The sequence below is a fragment of the Enterobacter sp. 50793107 genome (assembly GCF_001463365.1).
In the GTDB taxonomy this organism is placed as follows: domain Bacteria; phylum Pseudomonadota; class Gammaproteobacteria; order Enterobacterales; family Enterobacteriaceae; genus Enterobacter; species Enterobacter cloacae.
This window is the reverse complement of the sequence record NZ_LNII01000027.1, coordinates 25,491-42,578: the sequence shown is the minus strand read 5'-3', so window position 1 is coordinate 42,578 and position 17,088 is coordinate 25,491. Positions and strand designations below refer to the sequence as shown.

Annotated in this window: 17 protein-coding genes and 1 pseudogene; 2 read left to right on the top strand and 16 right to left on the bottom strand. The window is 55.6% G+C overall.

Annotated elements, in window-relative coordinates:
• Positions 1-23 precede the first annotated feature (23 nt).
• From APU11_RS04615 to APU11_RS04600, 4 genes are all read right to left on the bottom strand, one after another.
• Positions 24-1,019: an alpha/beta hydrolase gene (locus APU11_RS04615; protein WP_040020898.1), complete on the bottom strand. Its 996-nt coding sequence runs from the start codon at positions 1,017-1,019 to the stop codon at positions 24-26.
• Positions 1,020-1,164: 145 nt separating this feature from the next.
• On the bottom strand, positions 1,165-1,605 hold the full coding sequence (locus APU11_RS04610) for a GNAT family N-acetyltransferase (RefSeq protein WP_038980697.1): 441 nt from the start codon (positions 1,603-1,605) through the stop codon (positions 1,165-1,167).
• A 12-nt stretch (positions 1,606-1,617) separates the two neighbouring features.
• Positions 1,618-2,088 carry a GNAT family N-acetyltransferase gene (locus tag APU11_RS04605; protein ID WP_038419430.1) on the bottom strand — a complete coding sequence of 157 codons (471 nt, stop codon included), beginning with the start codon at positions 2,086-2,088 and terminating at the stop codon, positions 1,618-1,620.
• Positions 2,089-2,097: 9 nt separating this feature from the next.
• Positions 2,098-2,685, bottom strand: a complete 588-nt coding sequence (locus tag APU11_RS04600) for a hypothetical protein (RefSeq protein WP_058651320.1) — start codon at positions 2,683-2,685, stop codon at positions 2,098-2,100.
• Positions 2,686-2,819: 134 nt separating this feature from the next.
• Here APU11_RS04600 and APU11_RS04595 point away from each other — a divergent pair, with 134 nt between their 5' ends.
• The gene (locus tag APU11_RS04595) at positions 2,820-3,368 is read left to right on the top strand and encodes a GNAT family N-acetyltransferase (RefSeq protein ID WP_060578334.1); all 549 of its coding nucleotides are present in this window, start codon (positions 2,820-2,822) and stop codon (positions 3,366-3,368) included.
• On the opposite strand, the gene APU11_RS04590 is transcribed toward APU11_RS04595, so the two are convergent.
• From APU11_RS04590 to sad, 10 genes and pseudogenes are all read right to left on the bottom strand, one after another.
• Complete coding sequence (locus APU11_RS04590; protein WP_058651322.1) at positions 3,356-4,270, bottom strand: bestrophin family protein; 915 nt, start codon at positions 4,268-4,270, stop codon at positions 3,356-3,358. The two genes, APU11_RS04595 and APU11_RS04590, sit on opposite strands and share 13 nt — an antisense overlap.
• A gap of 197 nt (positions 4,271-4,467) precedes the next feature.
• Positions 4,468-5,919, bottom strand: coding sequence for a tagaturonate reductase (locus APU11_RS04585; RefSeq protein WP_058651323.1), 1,452 nt, complete (start codon positions 5,917-5,919; stop codon positions 4,468-4,470).
• A gap of 117 nt (positions 5,920-6,036) precedes the next feature.
• Positions 6,037-6,564: a GNAT family N-acetyltransferase gene (locus APU11_RS04580; protein WP_045294055.1), complete on the bottom strand. Its 528-nt coding sequence runs from the start codon at positions 6,562-6,564 to the stop codon at positions 6,037-6,039.
• Between the two features lie 82 nt (positions 6,565-6,646).
• Positions 6,647-7,612, bottom strand: coding sequence for a sensor domain-containing diguanylate cyclase (locus tag APU11_RS04575; RefSeq protein WP_013096606.1), 966 nt, complete (start codon positions 7,610-7,612; stop codon positions 6,647-6,649).
• A gap of 53 nt (positions 7,613-7,665) precedes the next feature.
• A complete protein-coding gene (locus tag APU11_RS04570; protein ID WP_013096607.1) occupies positions 7,666-8,658 on the bottom strand; it encodes a sensor domain-containing diguanylate cyclase in 993 nt (330 codons plus the stop codon).
• 176 nt (positions 8,659-8,834) lie between these two features.
• Positions 8,835-10,274 carry a GGDEF domain-containing protein gene (locus APU11_RS04565; protein WP_058651324.1) on the bottom strand — a complete coding sequence of 480 codons (1,440 nt, stop codon included), beginning with the start codon at positions 10,272-10,274 and terminating at the stop codon, positions 8,835-8,837.
• Between the two features lie 112 nt (positions 10,275-10,386).
• Complete coding sequence (locus APU11_RS04560; RefSeq protein WP_013096609.1) at positions 10,387-10,743, bottom strand: DUF4186 domain-containing protein; 357 nt, start codon at positions 10,741-10,743, stop codon at positions 10,387-10,389.
• Positions 10,743-11,669, bottom strand: coding sequence for a glutaminase B (gene glsB, locus APU11_RS04555; protein ID WP_058651325.1), 927 nt, complete (start codon positions 11,667-11,669; stop codon positions 10,743-10,745). The genes APU11_RS04560 and glsB overlap by 1 nt, the downstream gene beginning before the upstream one ends.
• 64 nt (positions 11,670-11,733) lie before the next feature.
• Positions 11,734-13,323 (bottom strand): annotated as a pseudogene (locus APU11_RS04550) (methyl-accepting chemotaxis protein).
• A 116-nt stretch (positions 13,324-13,439) separates the two neighbouring features.
• Positions 13,440-14,828, bottom strand: coding sequence for a succinate-semialdehyde dehydrogenase (sad, locus tag APU11_RS04545; protein ID WP_060578333.1), 1,389 nt, complete (start codon positions 14,826-14,828; stop codon positions 13,440-13,442).
• Between the two features lie 99 nt (positions 14,829-14,927).
• Here sad and APU11_RS04540 point away from each other — a divergent pair, with 99 nt between their 5' ends.
• Complete coding sequence (locus tag APU11_RS04540) at positions 14,928-15,806, top strand: LysR family transcriptional regulator (protein ID WP_013096613.1); 879 nt, start codon at positions 14,928-14,930, stop codon at positions 15,804-15,806.
• Here the strand turns inward: APU11_RS04540 and APU11_RS04535 are convergent.
• Positions 15,760-16,242 carry a GNAT family N-acetyltransferase gene (locus APU11_RS04535; RefSeq protein WP_060578332.1) on the bottom strand — a complete coding sequence of 161 codons (483 nt, stop codon included), beginning with the start codon at positions 16,240-16,242 and terminating at the stop codon, positions 15,760-15,762. The two genes, APU11_RS04540 and APU11_RS04535, sit on opposite strands and share 47 nt — an antisense overlap.
• An 84-nt stretch (positions 16,243-16,326) precedes the next feature.
• Complete coding sequence (locus tag APU11_RS04530) at positions 16,327-17,088, bottom strand: DeoR/GlpR family DNA-binding transcription regulator (RefSeq protein ID WP_058651328.1); 762 nt, start codon at positions 17,086-17,088, stop codon at positions 16,327-16,329.

Here is a 17,088-nt window from a genome sequence, read left to right as displayed (position 1 = left end):
TAACGTATTGAAAATAGCACATATCACAGCTTATCCGCGTCGATAACCGCCTTGACGAAATCCTGCGGATCTTCCTGCGGCGGGTTGTGCCCCACGGTGGCCCCAAAGGTGCGGTGTTCATATTTACCGGTGAATTTACCGGCATAGGCTTGCGGCGCAGGATGTGGCGCCCCGTTGTTGCCGCCTTCGATGGTGATTGTCGGAACGGTGATATTTGGCAATGTCGCCAGCTTTTGTTCGTAGCTGTCGTATTTACGCTCGCCTTTTTCGAGGCCTAAACGCCAGCGATAGTTGCTGAGCGTAACCGCGACGTGATCGGGGTTATCCAGGGATTTTGCGCTGGCGTTAAAGGTCGCATCGGAAAACTTCCAGTCTGGTGAGGCCTGAGACCAGATCAGACGGGCGAAGTCATGGGTATTCTTGGCATAGCCTTCGGCACCGCGTTCTGTTGCGAAATAGAACTGATACCACCACTGCTGCTCTGCTTTTGGCGGCAGCGGCTGTTTACCAATCTGCTGGCTGCTGATGAGATAGCCACTTACCGAAACAAGGGATTTGACGCGTTCAGGCCACAGCGCCGCGACAATGTCCGCCGTACGGGCGCCCCAGTCGTATCCCGCAAAAACAGCCTGCTTAATGTTGAGGGCATCCATCAGGTTAACGATATCTTTCGCCATGGCCGAAGGCTGGCCGTTACGCGGCGTGCTTGCTGACAGGAAGCGCGTGGTGCCGTAGCCGCGCAGCGAAGGCACAATGACCCGGTAGCCTTTTGCCGCCAGCGCGGGTGCGACTTCGACATAGCTGTGAATATCGTAGGGCCAGCCGTGTAACAGAATCACCGGCTGTCCCTCTTTTGGTCCGATATCGACATAGCCGATATTCAGATCGCCAGCGTTAATTTGCTGAGGGTGATCGAAGGCTGCGGCAACATCTTTGCCGGTGACTTCGGCCTGACAGGACATGACGGTGCCAAGAGAAACGGTTAACGCCAGGGTTGAATACGCGAGTTTGCTGAACATGTTGGTATCTCCGGTTAAGAACAGTTGACGGGGATATAACAACACGCGTTTGTATAGCGGATATGTGCGAAAGGGGGTTTATTGCAATCCTGTGTATGTATCCGGTACGCAGATACAGTGTGATACAAACACAGGTGATTCAGGCTTACAGCGAGAGGCGGTAGCGTACGTAATCGTCAGCTTCGCCGTATTTGTCATAGAGTTTACGCGCCGGGTTGTTCTCCCGGGTGACCCAATACAGTTTCGACCACCCTTCGCGCTTGCCTTCGGCTATCAGGGCATCAATGAGCGCCTTCCCGGCCCCCGCACCGCGTTCGGTGGCATCGACAAACAGATCTTCCAGGTAGCAAACGGGGGCCGTTGACCATGTGCCTTCGTGGAGAATGCACATCGCGAAACCAATGATCTTTTCGTCTTTCTCTACTACGCGGCAGAACATCGGTGAATGCGCTGAGAGCGCCCTCTCCCATGTCGATGCGGTAACCGATTCATCAAGAAAACAATCATAAAAATGGGTATACCCGTCCCATAGCGGTCGCCACTGGGCGTAATCGTCTGCGCTTAAAGGTCTTACCGTGACAGCCATGCGTTCCTCACATTACAAGTTGATCGCCATTTCAAAACAGCGTAAATCAGCGCCCGCCATGCGCGAGTGATGATACTTTTCGCTCAGCGTGACAAACCCCAGCTTCTGGTAAAACGACCGGGCGTTAGGCGTTGCATCGAGCGTCAGGCGGGTTAACCCCCGGCTATGGGCCTCCTGTTTGAGCGCCTCGACAATCCGGGTCGCCATGCCTTTTCCGGATGCCGCCGGCAAGGTGAATATCGCCTCCAGACAGTGGGTATCCAGATCAAGATAGCCAGTTGCCGCAATGTCGCCCTTTTCATCTTCCACCACGTAAAAAGGGTATTCAATGACCATTTGCCGGTAATGCTCCGGCATGTCGTCGGGCGTCCAGCGCGCAATGACGTCCGCGTCGTAACTGGTTTTACAGCCGTGACGAATCGCCTGATTGCGAATATTCCAGAGTATTTCAGCTTCCTGCGGATGCGCTTTTCGTAACGTCATATCACCTCTTTAATGGCTTTTTAACCGGATTTCACGTGCAACTCTGGCAAGACGCTGAGTGCGACAATAGAGGGTAAACAGCACAAAGCCGCTGCTATTCATTACCATCCGACAAAGTATCAGCGCGAAGGATGCGGTGACCAGTGGCCAAAGGTTTCCGCTATGAGAAAACAGAAGATGCAGAACCTGAACGAGAGTTATGACCAGCAGAATGATGAACACTGCCATAAACCCCAACAATCCTGACGTTACCCCTCGGGCCAGAAGCACGCTGATTACAATGAGCGCGCCTGTCATTATTAATGATGGTACGAAAAAACACAGTGCATGATGTAAAGGTGACAAACCCTGCAACGCGCTGAGAAAAGGCAGAAGGTTTAACGCAAACGCCACTAAAAAAAGAGGTAACAGCGCCGCTACCGGGTAAGGATTTTGACGCGGAAGCTCGCTGAGGGGGCGAGAAAAATACCCTTCCAGCTCGGGGGTGGAATGATTCAAAACACGGGTATCACGACGGGCAATGGCCTCTTCTATCTCTTTGCCATGCTGCAGGAGATCCTGGAAAACACGTCCGGTTAAAAGAGACCACAAGCGCATTAAAATTTCGCCATTGAAGAAATGATGCCTATTTTTGGTAGGGTATAAACTCAGCACGCCTCAACTGAATGTGATAGAGATGAAAATACCAGAACGCAAACAAAATCATAACGCTTAAATATGGAGATCTGCGGATGACGATACCGACGCTCACGACAGAACCCTTGCTTCTAAAACCGCTGGTTGCCGAAGATGCCGTTCAGATACAAAAGCGCTATCCGTGCTGGGAGATCGTCCGCTATCTGGTCTCTTCCGTGCCCTGGCCCTACCCGGATAACGGCGCGGAAAACTATGTCAACAACGTGGCGCTGCCGGATATGGCGAAAGGGATTGCCTGGTTCTGGAGCATCCGCCGTCGTGAAGCGCCGGACGAACTGATGGGGGTTATCTGCCTGTACGATGTGGAAGATAACAACCGCGGGTTTTGGCTGGCGCCGGAGTTTCAGGGAAAGGGATATATGCGCGAAGCCAGCATTGCGGCAACGGATTACTGGTTTAACACGCTGAACAAACCCGTATTGCGCGCGCCGAAGGCGGCCGCCAATAGCCGCTCCCGTCGTATTTCAGACAGTAGCGGCATGCGGCTTATCAGAACGGAAAAGAAAGCGTACGTCAGCGGTATGCTCGATTCTGAGCTGTGGGAAATCACCCGGGACGAGTGGAACGCCCGTCAGGTCAGCTGATAATACTTATCCGGCATCAGTCTTTCCGGAATGTTCTCTTCATCGTTCATCTGCAGCAGATCGCGTTCCATCATGTTGCAGATGGCGTCCAGCGGCAGGTCGTTGTCTTCGGTACCAAACGGATCTTCCAGCTCTTCTGCCAGCGTATCCAGCGAAATAAAGGTATACGAAATCAGCGCAGAGACAAACGGCGTCATGTAGTGCAGGTCCACGACCAGCGCGAACGGCAGCATGATGCAGAACAGATAGACCGTACGGTGCAGGATAAGCGTATAAGCAAATGGCACGGGCGTGGTGGCGATGCGCTCGCAGCCTGACAGGACAATCGACATATCGTTGAGACGGTTGTTCAGGCTGTGGAACAGAATATCGGAAAGGTCTCCGTTACGGCGTCTGACGGCCAGCCATTCACCCATGATCAGCAAAATACGGTTCGCCGGGGAATTGGCGGCCATGACGTTGCGTAAATCCTCCGCCGCCAGATAGCGCGCCAGTTGCCCTTCCCCCTTTTCACGACGCAGGGTCATGCGCAGACAATGGGCAAAGGCGATCTGCAGGCGGACGAACTCACCCAGATGTTTATCATTCGGCAAGGTGTTTTTAACCTCGCGAAATAACGAGCGTGCCGCTATCATCAGTTGCCCCCACAGCTGGCGAGCCTCAACGTAGCGTGAATAGCAGGCGTTGTTTCTGAACCCCAGAAAGATAGCGATGGCCACACCCAGGATGCTGAACGGCGCAACGGTAAATTTGATGCCCAGCGAGGTATACCACGGCAGCATCAGAATAACGGCGATGGATAGCAGGAAGTTAAGTAACAACCGGGTATAGATTTTAGGAAGTACCGAACCGTGCCAGACGAAAATCAGTTGTAGCCAGTGCTGTTTGGGACGAACAATCATAGTCAGCTTCAGGAAAGGAAAGAGCCGCGTTATTAAACGTGATCCCTGTCACGGTTGCAAGCTTGTTAATAAGAGATTGCATTTTATCACCTGATAAGCAATAAACCGCACGGTGCTACAGCCTGTTTTACATAAACGAGGTAATAGTATGTTGTAACTAATGAGATATAAAATACCCGGCCGAAGCCGGATATGGTTTAACAAAGCGGTTTTACTGCGGCCCGCATCCCCTGTTGCAGAATCGCGTCGAGATCGCGCGAAACCTGCCCGACGAGACCCTCAACCTGAGTTAAATCCTGCTCCCAGTGCTCAGTAACGCTTAAAACGGAGGCGACCAGCTCGCGGGTGGTGATCTGTTTATCGTGATGCTGCGCCCACAGCTGTTGGTAACGAGCAAGCCAGTGCGCGTCATCCTGCACCGGATAGTTCTCCCCGTTACGCTCTGCACGGTAGAACGCGATCAGTGCGGCCAGCGCGAACGTCAGGCGAGCGGGCAACGTGCCAGATGCCCTCGCCCCCGCCAACAGCTGCGGCAGAATGCGCGTGCGATACTTGGTCATGCCGTTAAGGGCAATCGACAGCAGCTGATGCTTGATATACGGATTGCGGAAACGACCCGTAACGGCGCTGGCAAAAGACGCCAGTTCATCACGCGGCAAATCCAGGACCGGAATGATTTCCTCATAGATCGCTTTTTCGATGAACGCGCATATGTCGGCATCATTCATCGCCTCGCCCACCGTATCCAGCCCCGCCTGGAACGCCACCGGCACCAGCGCTGTGTGCGCGCCGTTGAGAATCGCCACTTTGCGCTCCTTGTACGGCTTAATGTCATCCACAATCCGCACGTTTAGCGGGAATTTGTCCAGACGCAGTTCGCTGGCCAGGGATTCAGGCCCCTGAATAACAAACAGGTAGAAATGTTCAGCGGTATCCAGGAACGCATCGTGATAGCCAAGCCCGGCTTCCAGCGTCGCCGCTTCGTCGCGCGGATACCCCGTTACAATGCGGTCAACTAACGTGGAGCAGAAGCTGTTATGCGCATTCAGCCACTGAATAAATTCCGCTGGCAGTGCCCATGCCTGTGCATAGCGCAGCACCAGTTCGCGCAGCGCTTCGCCGTTATAGTCTATTAGCTCGCACGGAATGATGATCCAGCCTTTGTCCGCTGCGCCGTTAAAATGGCTGAAGCGCTCAAACAGCAGCCGCGTCAGCTTCGCTGGATAGCTCACCGCTGGCGCATCTTCGAAACGATCGCCCGCGTGCCAGCTAATCCCCGCCTCGGTGGTGTTGGAGAAGACAAAACGCATCTCCGGATTGTGCGCCAGTTTCAGAAATTCATCGTACTGGCTGTAGACGCTGATCTCCCGATTCACCGAGCGGATAAGACGCGCTTCGCTGACCGCCTCGCCCTGCTCATTCAGACCACGAATGATCGTGGTATACAGGCCATCCTGAGTGCTTAATGACGGCGGGAAGTCGCTTTGAATTGGGCGTACGACCACGACGCCGGCATTGAGATCGGTATGTTCGTTTAACAGGTCGATTTGCCAGTCGACAAACGCACGCAGGAAATTGCCCTCGCCAAACTGAATGATTCGTTCGGGGTAGAGAGCACCGGGGAAATCACGACGGTTAAGTGTGTTCACAATGGGGTCCTTTTATGATTAGTCGTACAACCTGATTAAATTGGTATGATAACTTACCAAAGGTTTTCGACCAGAACCCCGCTTTTGATCAATTCATCGCATCATTGAGGGAAATAATCACAAGAACTTATAGAAGACCGATGTGGCAGTCATCGCGCCATCCGGCATTAGCGCATAACGCGGGATCTCCCCCACTTTTTGCCAGCCAGCACGCTGGTAGAAGGTCTCCGCTCCGCTGCCGGTTGAGGTATCCAGCACCAGCACCGAGATGTCTCTTGCTCTGGCCTGCACTTCCAGCTCCTCCATTAGCGCCATCGCGGCACCTTTACGACGCGCTTTTTCATGCACCAGCAGCTTTGCCACATCGGCACGATGCGGCTGGTTTTCCGGCTGATCGGTAATGAGCTGCACGGTGCCAATCACGCCATCCTGAGAATCGATGCAGGCCAGCACAACGCGTTCGTTACGCCCTACGCTCCCGGCAATATCCTGCCAGAAAGCACGAGCTTTATCGGTACTGAATGGCAACATAAAACTGACGGAAGCGCCGCCCCTGACACAATTTTCAAGGATATCGGCCAGCGCATCGAGGTGGGTGAGAATATCGTCCCGGGTGAGGGTTTTGATCTGCAGTGAGGTATTCATGGGTTTTCCTTACGTTGAATACGCTCACTGTGCATTTAACATTTACGTAACGCAATCACATCAGACATAGGCTTTTGTTATGTCATGTTGCGCGCTTGCGCTGCTGCTTCATGGCATACATTTTTTCATCCGCGTCTTTCATCCACTGCTGCAGATCGTTGCCGTTATGATCGAACTCGCTCAGCCCCCAGGAAAAATGGAGTGACCAGGGATGCAGCCTGCGCGCATTGTACTGTTCAACCTGCTCGGCCAGATACTGCATGGCAATCCAGGCCCCCTGCTCGTCGGTATCGGCAAACAGCACGGCAAACTCATCGCCGCCAAAGCGAACCAGCAAATCCGCTTCACGGAAAGAGGTGCGCATCAGTTCCGCCATCACTTTCAGCGCGTTGTCGCCCTCTTCATGTCCGTAGCGATCGTTAATCTCTTTGAAGCGATCCAGATCCAGCCAGCCCAGAGTTAACGGCTCCGCCCGGCGTCTGGCTACGGAGAGCGTGAACCGGAGCAGCTGGTTAAAGCCCCGACGGTTAAACAGACCGGTTAATTCATCGGTTGTCGCCGCGCTGACGGCAGCAAACTCGTCTTCCGCCAGTGCGCTCAGATCGCCCAGCACGGCAAGATCGGCTGCGGAAAATTCACGAGGAGAATAATCAATCAGGCACAGCGATCCCACGCTCGCCCCGTCACGTAAACGCAGTGGAAAACCGGCATAGAACCTTACGCCGGGCTCACCGGCCACCAGCGGATTATCGGCAAATCGATCGTCCTGACGCATATCGGCAACCACCAGCGGCGCTTCGCTGAGGATCGTATGGCCGCAAAACGAGATATTACGCGGAACGGTGTCAGGCGCCTGACCATCGGCCGACTTCACAATCAGCGAGTGTTCATCAATAAGATTGACCATCGCCAGGGGAACCTGGAAGAAGCGTTTTGCCAGACGTGTCAGTCGGTCAAACGCCGGGGAACTGTCGATCTCAAGCAGGCCTGACTCGCGCAGCGAGTTCAGACGTTCCATTTCATTTGCTGGGGTTGCAGGTGTTTTCATAACGTCTCCTGACGCAAAGCGTTACTCAAAGCGTAGCCTAAACAGAGACATTGTCAGTGCGCGAATATTCTGTTCTTACCGTCCCGCTTGGCGCGGTACAGGGCGTTGTCCGCGGCCTGTAGCCAGTCGGTTACGCTTATCATTTCTCGCGTGGCACAGGCGATACCGATGCTGAGCGTGCAATGCACCGTCTCCTGAGCCACCTCCTTTTTCATTGCAGCCGCATCCATAATGCGTCTGGCGACAACTTGCGCCTCTTCAAGGGTGGTATCCGGCAGCAACACCACAAATTCATCACCGCCAAGGCGTGCGGGGGTATCGTTCGGGCGTGTCGACAAATGCAGTATTTGCGAGACGGCCGCCAGCAATGCATCCCCAACCTTATGGCCAAAACGATCGTTAACGTCTTTAAAATTGTCGATATCGATGAACATCAGGGCCGATTCCCGGCACGTCTGGCGCAGTTTATTCAGTTCGTGGTCAATGCGCTTTTCGAGCAGACGTCGGTTCGCGATATCCAGTAGCGGATCCATCATCGCGATCCGCTCAAGCTCCCGGCTCTTGATCCGCAGGCGCAGCGCAATGCTGTCCGTTAATATGCTCAGTGCCAGCAGATAAATTGCAATCAGCGGCAGCGTGGCAAACATGGTGCGCTGCGAAACGTACATATCCACCGCCATTCCCTGCGTCAGCCAGGTCACCAGAAAAACGCCCACCATGGTGATGGCCGCCTTTCTCATCAGCGTAACGCCCCCTGCCGAGAGCCGGTCGGTCAGCATGATGGTGGCAATGACCACCGACGGCAGCGGATTAACCGCCATCATGGCGATCCAGAATCCCCCCGCCCCGGCGTCCAGCACCAGATTCTGATGCTCAGTCACCAGCGGCATGGCCGAATTTCGCGCCCGATACCAGGCAAGCGTAGGCCAGATAAACGCGTTCAACGCCAGCAAACACATCAGCCAGATTGAACGATTCTGTTCAATCAGCACAGAGAGGATGGGAATAAAACAGAGAAACGTGCCGAGAATACGCATCAGATACATACGTTTGACAAACCGGCTTCCTGGTACATGAGAGGGTCTACTGAGTTTGTCAGCTGCATTCATTCTGCGAATTTTCCGATAGCTTTCTTGCGGTATCTTATTGACGTTAAAAATACCTAGCAAGCAATTTATCTGCTATTCGTTATGATTCATCCCCGGCAGAATGCAGGCTGCGCTCAGGTTTCACCCTCCGGGGTCGGAGTAATGGGATCGTCTGACACACGCGCACTGGTGCGATTTCTCCCCGCTTTTTTGGAACGATAGAGATGATCGTCTGCTTCGGCCATCAGCCTGTTGAATACCTCGGTCAACTGCCACGACGCCGCCTTCCCGCTCCCGAGACCAATACTCACGGTCAGATAGAGCGTTTGCTGGCGCCAGGTAAACGGATGAGCGGCAATGGTGAGTCTGATACGTTCCGCCAGCGCAAAGCCGTGCTGCGCGTCACCGGTGTTCACCACAACCGCGAACTCTTCTCCGCCCATACGCGCCACCATACCATCGTCTCCGACAACCTGCTGGACCTCGCGGGCAAACCCGGCCAGCACGCGGTCGCCACACTCATGCCCATAGTTATCATTGATGCTTTTGAAGTAATCGATATCCAGCAGCATCACGGTCAGAAAACGTGTCTGCCGCTGCGCCTCTTCCCGCTTTAACGCCTCATAGAGCCCGGAGCGTGAATAAACGTGGGTCAGAAAATCATAATCCGCGCGCAACGACACCTGACGGATGAGCGAATTAATGGCCGCCATACTGACGGAGACCATAACCGGACAGATCGCCATGGTAGCAATCCCCAGCCGTGCGGAGAACATCATCGGGGTAGAGAGCGGCGTGCCCACGGCGATATTGATAATGGAGTTAGCGACCAGAACGATCTCCAGACCGCCGGTCAGAAACGTCAGCAGACAGGTCGCGGGCAAGGAGTAGCGGACCGCACACCAGATCAGCGCCGGCAGCGGAAAGGCAAGGCTTCCCGCCCCGCCAATCACCACCGATGCCATCACCGAAACAATCAGCGCAATGACCGGTAAAAGTTGCTCCAGACGCAGCCTGAATGCCCGCGTCGGCATACTGACCGTGAGCATGCAGGGTAAAATGAGCACGCCGGTTGAGAACTGCTCGCTGAACCAGTCGGCAAACAGCGGCCAGAAGGTATGGCTGTCGATCCCCACCGACCCGGTCGCGCCGAGCAGCGCACACAATAAGGCGGCGATCAGACAATAATTGAACAGCCGCAGGGCATTAATGGGATCGGGGGTTTTCTTCATCAACCGTTTATCACGCACCACCAGCAATGCGACAACGACGATAAAGACCATATTCGACAGGTTGATGACCACCGAGGCCATTCCCCAGTTGGTGGTGACCGCGTCGTACATCAGCATGGCGACATACGACACCGCGTAGTTATGCAGGCGATTGAGATAGATATAACGGGCAAAGACGCCCGCCATCACGCCATTCAGCGGCCAGAACAGCGACAAGGCTTCGACCAGACGTAATTCCGCACCGATAAAGTAGAACAAGGTGGTGAGAATAAAGATACCCGCCGCATTACGCAGCGGCGATTCAGGGCGAAAAAGCGTGAAGGCAGCGGGGTCTGAACGCATTAAATATCATTCCATATAATAACTTATGGCAACTAACTGACCCGTCACCACGCGGGGGATCTCATAGCGTGCATCTATAACACAATTACAACAGGATCAGCACCCATCAACATCAGGCGTTCATCTGCAACACCAGCCAGTGGTGGATCACGCCGACGATATAGTGCTGTTGCTGCGCGGTGAGCTGAACACCTTGCGGAATGTTGTGCCATTTCGCCAGACAGCCGCGACAGCAGGTGGCGGTTGCGTGCTGGGCAATAAACACCGGATGGCCGCGCATGGGGGTCTGTTTACCGTCGTTGACGGGGTGCGCGGGGGCAAGACGCTTCGCAATAAAGTCGGCAGCATGCTGGTCAATGGTATCGGCACCTTTGTCCCAGCAGTACTGTCGTTCTTTTGTGCCTAAGCGAAAGCGCGACCGAAAGGTCGATCGCGCCAGACGAGAAAAAAGAGGATCCAGGTCAGACATCAGTAAACGGAACGTCCCAGGCGTTGGGTCAGTTTCTCCAGAACCGCCACACCGGCCAGTGAATTACCCGTCTCATCCAGCTCCGGGCTCCAGACAGCAATAGCCATCTCATGCGGTACAATGGCAACCACCCCACCCCCGACGCCCGACTTAGCCGGAAGACCGACGCGCCAGGCAAATTCGCCCGCGTTCTGATACATCCCGCTTGTCGCCATCAGGGCATTGACCTGACGCGCCTGCATAGGTGAAACCACCTCCTGATCGAGATGCGGTGCGTGCCCCTGGTGAGCAAGGAACAGGAAGGTCTGCGCCAGCTCCACGCAGCTCATTTTCAGCGCGCAGTAGTGGAAATAGTTTTGCAGTACGGTCGCCACATCATTATGGAAATTGCCGAACGATTTCATCAACCAGGCAATGGCGGCGTTACGCGCAGAGTGCTCGAACTCCGAACGGGCGACCACTAAATCATAAGCAATATCGTCAACGCCTGAGAGCTGGCGAACAATTTCAAGCATGCGCTGGCGTGGCGCGCTGAGACGGCTTTGCAGCATATCGCAGACCACCAGCGCCCCGGCGTTGATAAAGGGGTTACGCGGTTTACCCTGTTCAATCTCAAGCTGAAGCAGAGAGTTAAACGGCTGCCCGGAGGGATCTTTACCCACCCGTTGCCAGATCTCCTCTTCCTCGTACTGTCGCATGGCCGCAACCAGACTCAGCACTTTCGAAATAGACTGGATGGAAAAACGTTCCGTGGCGTCACCGGCCTGGTAACGCTGACCGTCTATCGTACAAATTGCAATTCCCAGCTTATTCCCGCTGACCGAGGCAAGGGCCGGAATATAGTCGGCAACCTTTCCTTTTCCAAGTAACGGACGAACCTGCGCCAGAATCTCGTCCAGCATCTCATTATGGATGACCGCAGCCACTCTCTTTGCTCCTTGCCCTCAGGCTAAAACGGGCTGCGAGTATAACAGACGCTTATGTGTTGCGTCAGGCACTGAGACGAAAACGCGAAACCGCCTGCAATAAAAGATCCGACTGTTTGTGCAGGCGCTCAGAGGCATCGGACGCGTCAGAGACAAGGCTGTCGGTCTGCCGCGACACCTGATTGAGCGCCTGAAGCTGGCGCGTCATCTGATGAATACTCTCCCCCTGACTCAGCGTGGCCGCGGAGATCTCATTCAGCAAACTGCTTAATGTTCCCACCAGCCCCGTCACCTGCTGCAGGTTATCTTCCAGACGGTTAACGGCCCGTGACCCGTCTTCGATCCCCTGAAGGGAACGGTTGATAAGCTCCTGAATGGTTTGCGTCGAATGGCTGCTCTTCCTCGCCAGCAGCCCCACTTCACGAGCGACAACGGCAAACCCGCGCCCCTGGTTTCCCGCGTGAGCCGCTTCAATTGCCGCATTCAGTGCCAGAATGTTGGTCTGAAAGGCGACGCTGTCGATCATGGCCACGATCCCCCGCATCTCTGAGGATCGGTCGACGATTGCCTGCATCGACGCATTGACGGTCGACATCATCTGATCCCCTCCCGCCGCGGCCTGGCGCGCCTCATCCGCCCGCGAGCTGGCAAGCTTCGCATAGCCCGTGTTGCCTTCTACGTGGGTTTCCAGAGTCGCGATATGCGCCGTCACGTCTTCCAGCTCTTTGGCCTGACGCGCCGACTGGTGATACAGCTTTTGATTGCCCTGCGCCAGTGCGCCAATATTTTCCACCATGGCGGTGGTCGCATCGCTGACCTGGGTCACCAGCTGCTGTAGCCCGTTCTGCATGGTGGCAATACTGTCGCTGAGCTGGGCAATTTCACGGTTAAAACGCGTCACGCCAGGAGGGGTACCGGAGAGATCGCCCGCGGCCAGCCGGTTGATATGCGCAATCAAGCGCCGCAACGGGGTAATCACCCACCGGGACATCCCGAACCAGACGGCAAACGCAATAGCGAGCAACAGAACAGGCGCAAGCAGGAACAGCGTTTGCAGACCGGAGAGCTGCGCAATCAACGACTGACGCCCTTTGAGCGCCTGCTTCTCGCTTGCTTGCTGATAGCGGGCATAGTTGTCATTAAAGTCGGTCTAAAACGCCTGCGCCGGCACGGCAAAAAACGCATCGATGGTGTTGGTTTTCACCAGCCCTTCCGCCTGCTCTTTTATCGCGCCGTAAAAAAGCTGATAGCTGTTAACCAGGGCGTCATCTTTTGGCGGATTAAGCGCCAGCCAGGCATTCCACGCCTGCTGCGAAACGGCCAGCGCCTTTTGCGCGTCGTCCATCAGGCTATGCCAGCTGCCCTCGGAGCCGGTCTCTTTATCCTGCATAAACCAGACGCCGGAGCGGTTAAGCAGATCGCTTGCGGCCAGCAGGGAAACGCGAGCCAGATCCAGCTTGCTCTGCTGCTGATACGCCAGCAGGTTTTGCTGCTCGTTGCGTTGCGCTTCCTTAAGGGAGGCATTGAGCAGGAACGACGAGGAGAGTTGCAGGGCGGAAAAGAGGCCGATAATACAAAAGATACCGGTCAGCAGGCCAAACTGGCGGGGGATAATGCGCTGCGCAATACGACGATAAATTTGCGTTAGGTTCATAATTTTCTTCAGTAACAAGACGTTAGACGCGTGCGAGTCTACGAAACGAAAATGACAGAACCATTGCAGAGAAATGACAGAGGCCCTCGTCGTCAGGGCCTCTGTAAGGATGGCGGTTACACTCTGTTCTTCCACACCGTCTGCACGTTACAAAACTCGTGCAAACCAAAGTGGGAAAGCTCACGGCCAAAACCACTTTTCTTCACGCCGCCAAAGGCCACGCGCGCGTCACTGGCGCTAAAGCCATTGATAAACACCCCGCCGCACTCCAGCTCGCGGGCGAATTTTCCGGCCAGCGCTTCGTTGGCGGTAAACACCGTGGCAGAGAGACCAAAGTCGCTGTCGTTGGCAAGCTGCAGGGCATGTTCCGCATCCTTCGCCACCGTAATCGCCGCAACCGGACCAAACAGCTCCTGACGGAAGGCGGTCATTGTCGGGGTGACATGGCTCAGCACGGTTGGCGCGTAATAGTTGCCCTCCCCGCTGATTTTCTCGCCGCCCAGCAGCAGCGTGGCCCCTTCCGCGAGCGTGGCCTGCACCTGCTGATGCAATTCGTCACGCAGATCGAAACGCGCCATCGGGCCAATATCATTCTCTTCCCGATCCGGTGCTCCCATCTTCAGCGCCGTAACCGCCGCAACAAAACGCCGGGTAAAGTCATCGGCAATACCCTCTTCGATAATAAAGCGCTTTGCCGCCGCGCAAACCTGCCCGGTGTTCTGATAACGTCCCGTGACGGCCGCGCGAACGGCCAGATCCAGATCGGCATCATTCAGCACGATAAACGGATCGGAGCCGCCCAGCTCCAGAACGCATTTTTTCAGCGCCGCTCCCGCCTGCGCCCCTATTGCCGCACCTGCACGCACGCTACCGGTGACGGTTACCGCTGCAATACGACGATCGTTGATCGTCTGGCTCACGCCATCATTGGTGGCATTCACCCAGCCAAAGACGCCTTGCGCAATACCGGCATCAGCAAAGATTTGCCCAATCAGCGCAGCAGAACCCAGGACGTTCGGTGCGTGTTTGAGCAGATAGCTGTTACCTGCCAGCAGGATCGGCACCGCACCGCGCAGTACCTGCCAGAGCGGGAAGTTCCACGGCATCACCGCAAGAATCGGCCCCAGCGGACGGTATTCAATGACCGCGTTTTGGTTTTCCACCAGCGTGGGCTCCGCACGCAGCATCGCCGGGCCATGTTCCGCATACCAGTCGCACAGACCCGCAGATTTGGCCACTTCCGCCCGCGCCTGCACAATCGGCTTGCCCATTTCCCGGGAGATCATTTGCGCCATCTCTTCCCCACGCTGGCGCAGTGCTGCCCCCAGGTCGCGCAGCTTTTGTGCCCGGTGAGAGACGCTTTCTCCTCGCCACTGGCGAAAACCGGCATCAGCCAGGGTGATTGCCTGTTCGACCTCTTCGGATGTGGCCCAGGGATATGTGGCCAGCGTCTCGCCTGTCGCCGGGTTAACAGAGAGGGCATGCGTAGCAGATGAATAAGTCATGATGTTCTCCACGTAATATCGGTTGATTGATTGTGGCCCACTCTGCTATTTCTTAAAAATGAATAATACTAACCACCTTATTCACGAATCGAGAATGCTATGGATTTAACTCAGCTTGAAATGTTTAACGCCGTTGCCCTGACCGGCAGCATTACCCAGGCGGCGCAGAAAGTGCATCGCGTTCCGTCTAACCTCACCACCCGCATCCGCCAGCTTGAGGCCGATCTCGGCGTTGAGTTGTTTATCCGGGAGAGCCAGCGTTTGCGCTTATCTCCCGCCGGGCACAACTTTCTGCGCTACAGCAAGCAGATCCTGGCGCTGGTTGACGAGGCGCGCATGGTCGTCGCCGGTGATGAGCCGCAGGGGTTATTTGCCCTTGGCGCCCTGGAGAGCACCGCCGCCGTGCGGATCCCGGAAAGTCTGGCGGCGTTTAACCAGCGCTATCCGCGCATTCAGTTCGCGCTCTCTACCGGCCCGTCCGGAACGATGATTGACGGCGTTCTGGAAGGCACCTTAAGCGCGGCGTTTGTCGACGGGCCACTTTCACACCCGGAGCTGGAAGGCATGCCGGTTTACCGGGAAGAGATGATGCTGGTCACCCCCGCCGGACATGCGGAGGTGACGCGCGCCGCGCAGGTAAGCGGCAGCGACGTCTACGCGTTTCGCGCAAACTGTTCGTATCGACGTCATCTGGAAAGCTGGTTTCACGCAGACCGCGCCACGCCCGGGCGGATCCATGAGATGGAGTCGTATCACGGTATGCTCGCCTGCGTGATTGCAGGGGCGGGTATTGCGCTAATGCCCCGCTCCATGCTGGAGAGCATGCCGGGGCATCATCAGGTAGAGGCGTGGCCGCTGGCGGAGAACTGGCGCTGGCTGACCACCTGGCTGGTGTGGCGTCGTGGGGCGATGACCCGCCAGCTCGAAGCGTTTATAGCGCTGCTAAACGAACGTCGACAACCAGAGCCTTCCCCATAAACAGGCTCAGCGGATCGTCTACATACGGCGCAAACGCCGGACGGCGTTCATATCCGCACTGTTCATACAGGCGAATGGCGGCGTGTTGCTTGATCCCTGTCTCCAGGCGCACGGTGTGGCAGTGACGACTCAGGGCTTCATCCTCAAGGGCAGCAAGCAGCTTCTCACCCAGATGTTGCCCGCGATGGGCCGGATCGATATAGACCCGTTTCATCTCCCCGGTACCGTCGCCATTAAGCACCACGGCGCCACATCCCACGGCCTGCAGCTGCGGGTCGCGAATGATCATCAGGATAAGCGAGGCTTCAGGCAGCGCAGCCAGATCGAGCAGATGATTGCTTTCAGCGGGATAGAGTTCGCTCTGATAACGGTCAAGCGCCGCGATCAGCTTGAGGATGTCCGGATGACGGGCAGATTCAGAGGTAATGGAATACATGGCAGGCTCCTTGGCTTTTTTTTGTGAGGCCAGGCTTCAACATAGCGTCTGCCATCTGTTCGGACTTCATAGTTTTAACTTATGTCATGACGCCAGCGTCAGGCGGGTCTCAAACTGTTCCAGCTGGGTCCGGGCCGCTTCATCCAGCCTGCTGTCGGTGACGATATCCGTCAGGGTGTTCAGGTGCGCCACATTAAACAGCGACCAGGCACCGTATTTAGAGCTGTCTGCCAGCAGCACCCGGCGTTTTGCATTGGCTATTAAATCCCGCTTCAGCGCGGCCTTCTCTTCCGTAGGCGACGTGATACCGCGGGTAATATCCCAGCCATTACAGCTGACAAAAGCCACATCAGGCCAGACATTCTGCAACAGCCGACGCCCGTGCTCACCAATACAGGACTGGCTCGAATCATCGATACGGCCGCCAATGATCGTCACTTCAATCTGTTTAAACTCAGAGAGAAACAGCGCAATGTGCAGATCGCTGGTGATGACGCGAAGCGGCAGATGCGTGAGCTGACGCGCGAGTTCAATCATTGTGGTACCGGCATCCAGCACAATGGCATCCCCCGCTTTCACAAAGCTCGCGGCCGCGCTGGCGATGGCATGTTTTTCTGCCAGGCTGCGCTGCATTTTTTCGGACGTGGTCGGCTGGGAAGGAATAAACCGGTTAAGAGTCACGCCGCCGTGGGTTCGGCTGATGACGCCCTCCTGGTCAAGCTTAATCAGGTCGCGGCGGATCGTCGCCGGTGAGGCATCGGTGATCGCCACCAGCTGATCCACCGTGACCAGGTTGTGCCCTTTGAGGTAATCCATTATCTGCTCTAACCGGTTATATCCCTTCAT

Coding starts and splice junctions, on each gene's coding strand:
- APU11_RS04615 (WP_040020898.1), bottom strand. CDS start 1,019: ATGTTCAGCAAACTCGCGTATTCAACCCTGGCGTTAACCGTTTCTCTT.
- APU11_RS04610 (WP_038980697.1), bottom strand. CDS start 1,605: ATGGCTGTCACGGTAAGACCTTTAAGCGCAGACGATTACGCCCAGTGG.
- APU11_RS04605 (WP_038419430.1), bottom strand. CDS start 2,088: ATGACGTTACGAAAAGCGCATCCGCAGGAAGCTGAAATACTCTGGAAT.
- APU11_RS04600 (WP_058651320.1), bottom strand. CDS start 2,685: ATGCGCTTGTGGTCTCTTTTAACCGGACGTGTTTTCCAGGATCTCCTG.
- APU11_RS04595 (WP_060578334.1), top strand. CDS start 2,820: ATGACGATACCGACGCTCACGACAGAACCCTTGCTTCTAAAACCGCTG.
- APU11_RS04590 (WP_058651322.1), bottom strand. CDS start 4,270: ATGATTGTTCGTCCCAAACAGCACTGGCTACAACTGATTTTCGTCTGG.
- APU11_RS04580 (WP_045294055.1), bottom strand. CDS start 6,564: ATGAATACCTCACTGCAGATCAAAACCCTCACCCGGGACGATATTCTC.
- APU11_RS04575 (WP_013096606.1), bottom strand. CDS start 7,612: ATGAAAACACCTGCAACCCCAGCAAATGAAATGGAACGTCTGAACTCG.
- APU11_RS04570 (WP_013096607.1), bottom strand. CDS start 8,658: ATGTATCTGATGCGTATTCTCGGCACGTTTCTCTGTTTTATTCCCATC.
- APU11_RS04565 (WP_058651324.1), bottom strand. CDS start 10,274: ATGCGTTCAGACCCCGCTGCCTTCACGCTTTTTCGCCCTGAATCGCCG.
- APU11_RS04560 (WP_013096609.1), bottom strand. CDS start 10,743: ATGTCTGACCTGGATCCTCTTTTTTCTCGTCTGGCGCGATCGACCTTT.
- sad (WP_060578333.1), bottom strand. CDS start 14,828: ATGACTTATTCATCTGCTACGCATGCCCTCTCTGTTAACCCGGCGACA.
- APU11_RS04540 (WP_013096613.1), top strand. CDS start 14,928: ATGGATTTAACTCAGCTTGAAATGTTTAACGCCGTTGCCCTGACCGGC.
- APU11_RS04535 (WP_060578332.1), bottom strand. CDS start 16,242: ATGTATTCCATTACCTCTGAATCTGCCCGTCATCCGGACATCCTCAAG.
- APU11_RS04530 (WP_058651328.1), bottom strand. CDS start 17,088: ATGAAGGGATATAACCGGTTAGAGCAGATAATGGATTACCTCAAAGGG.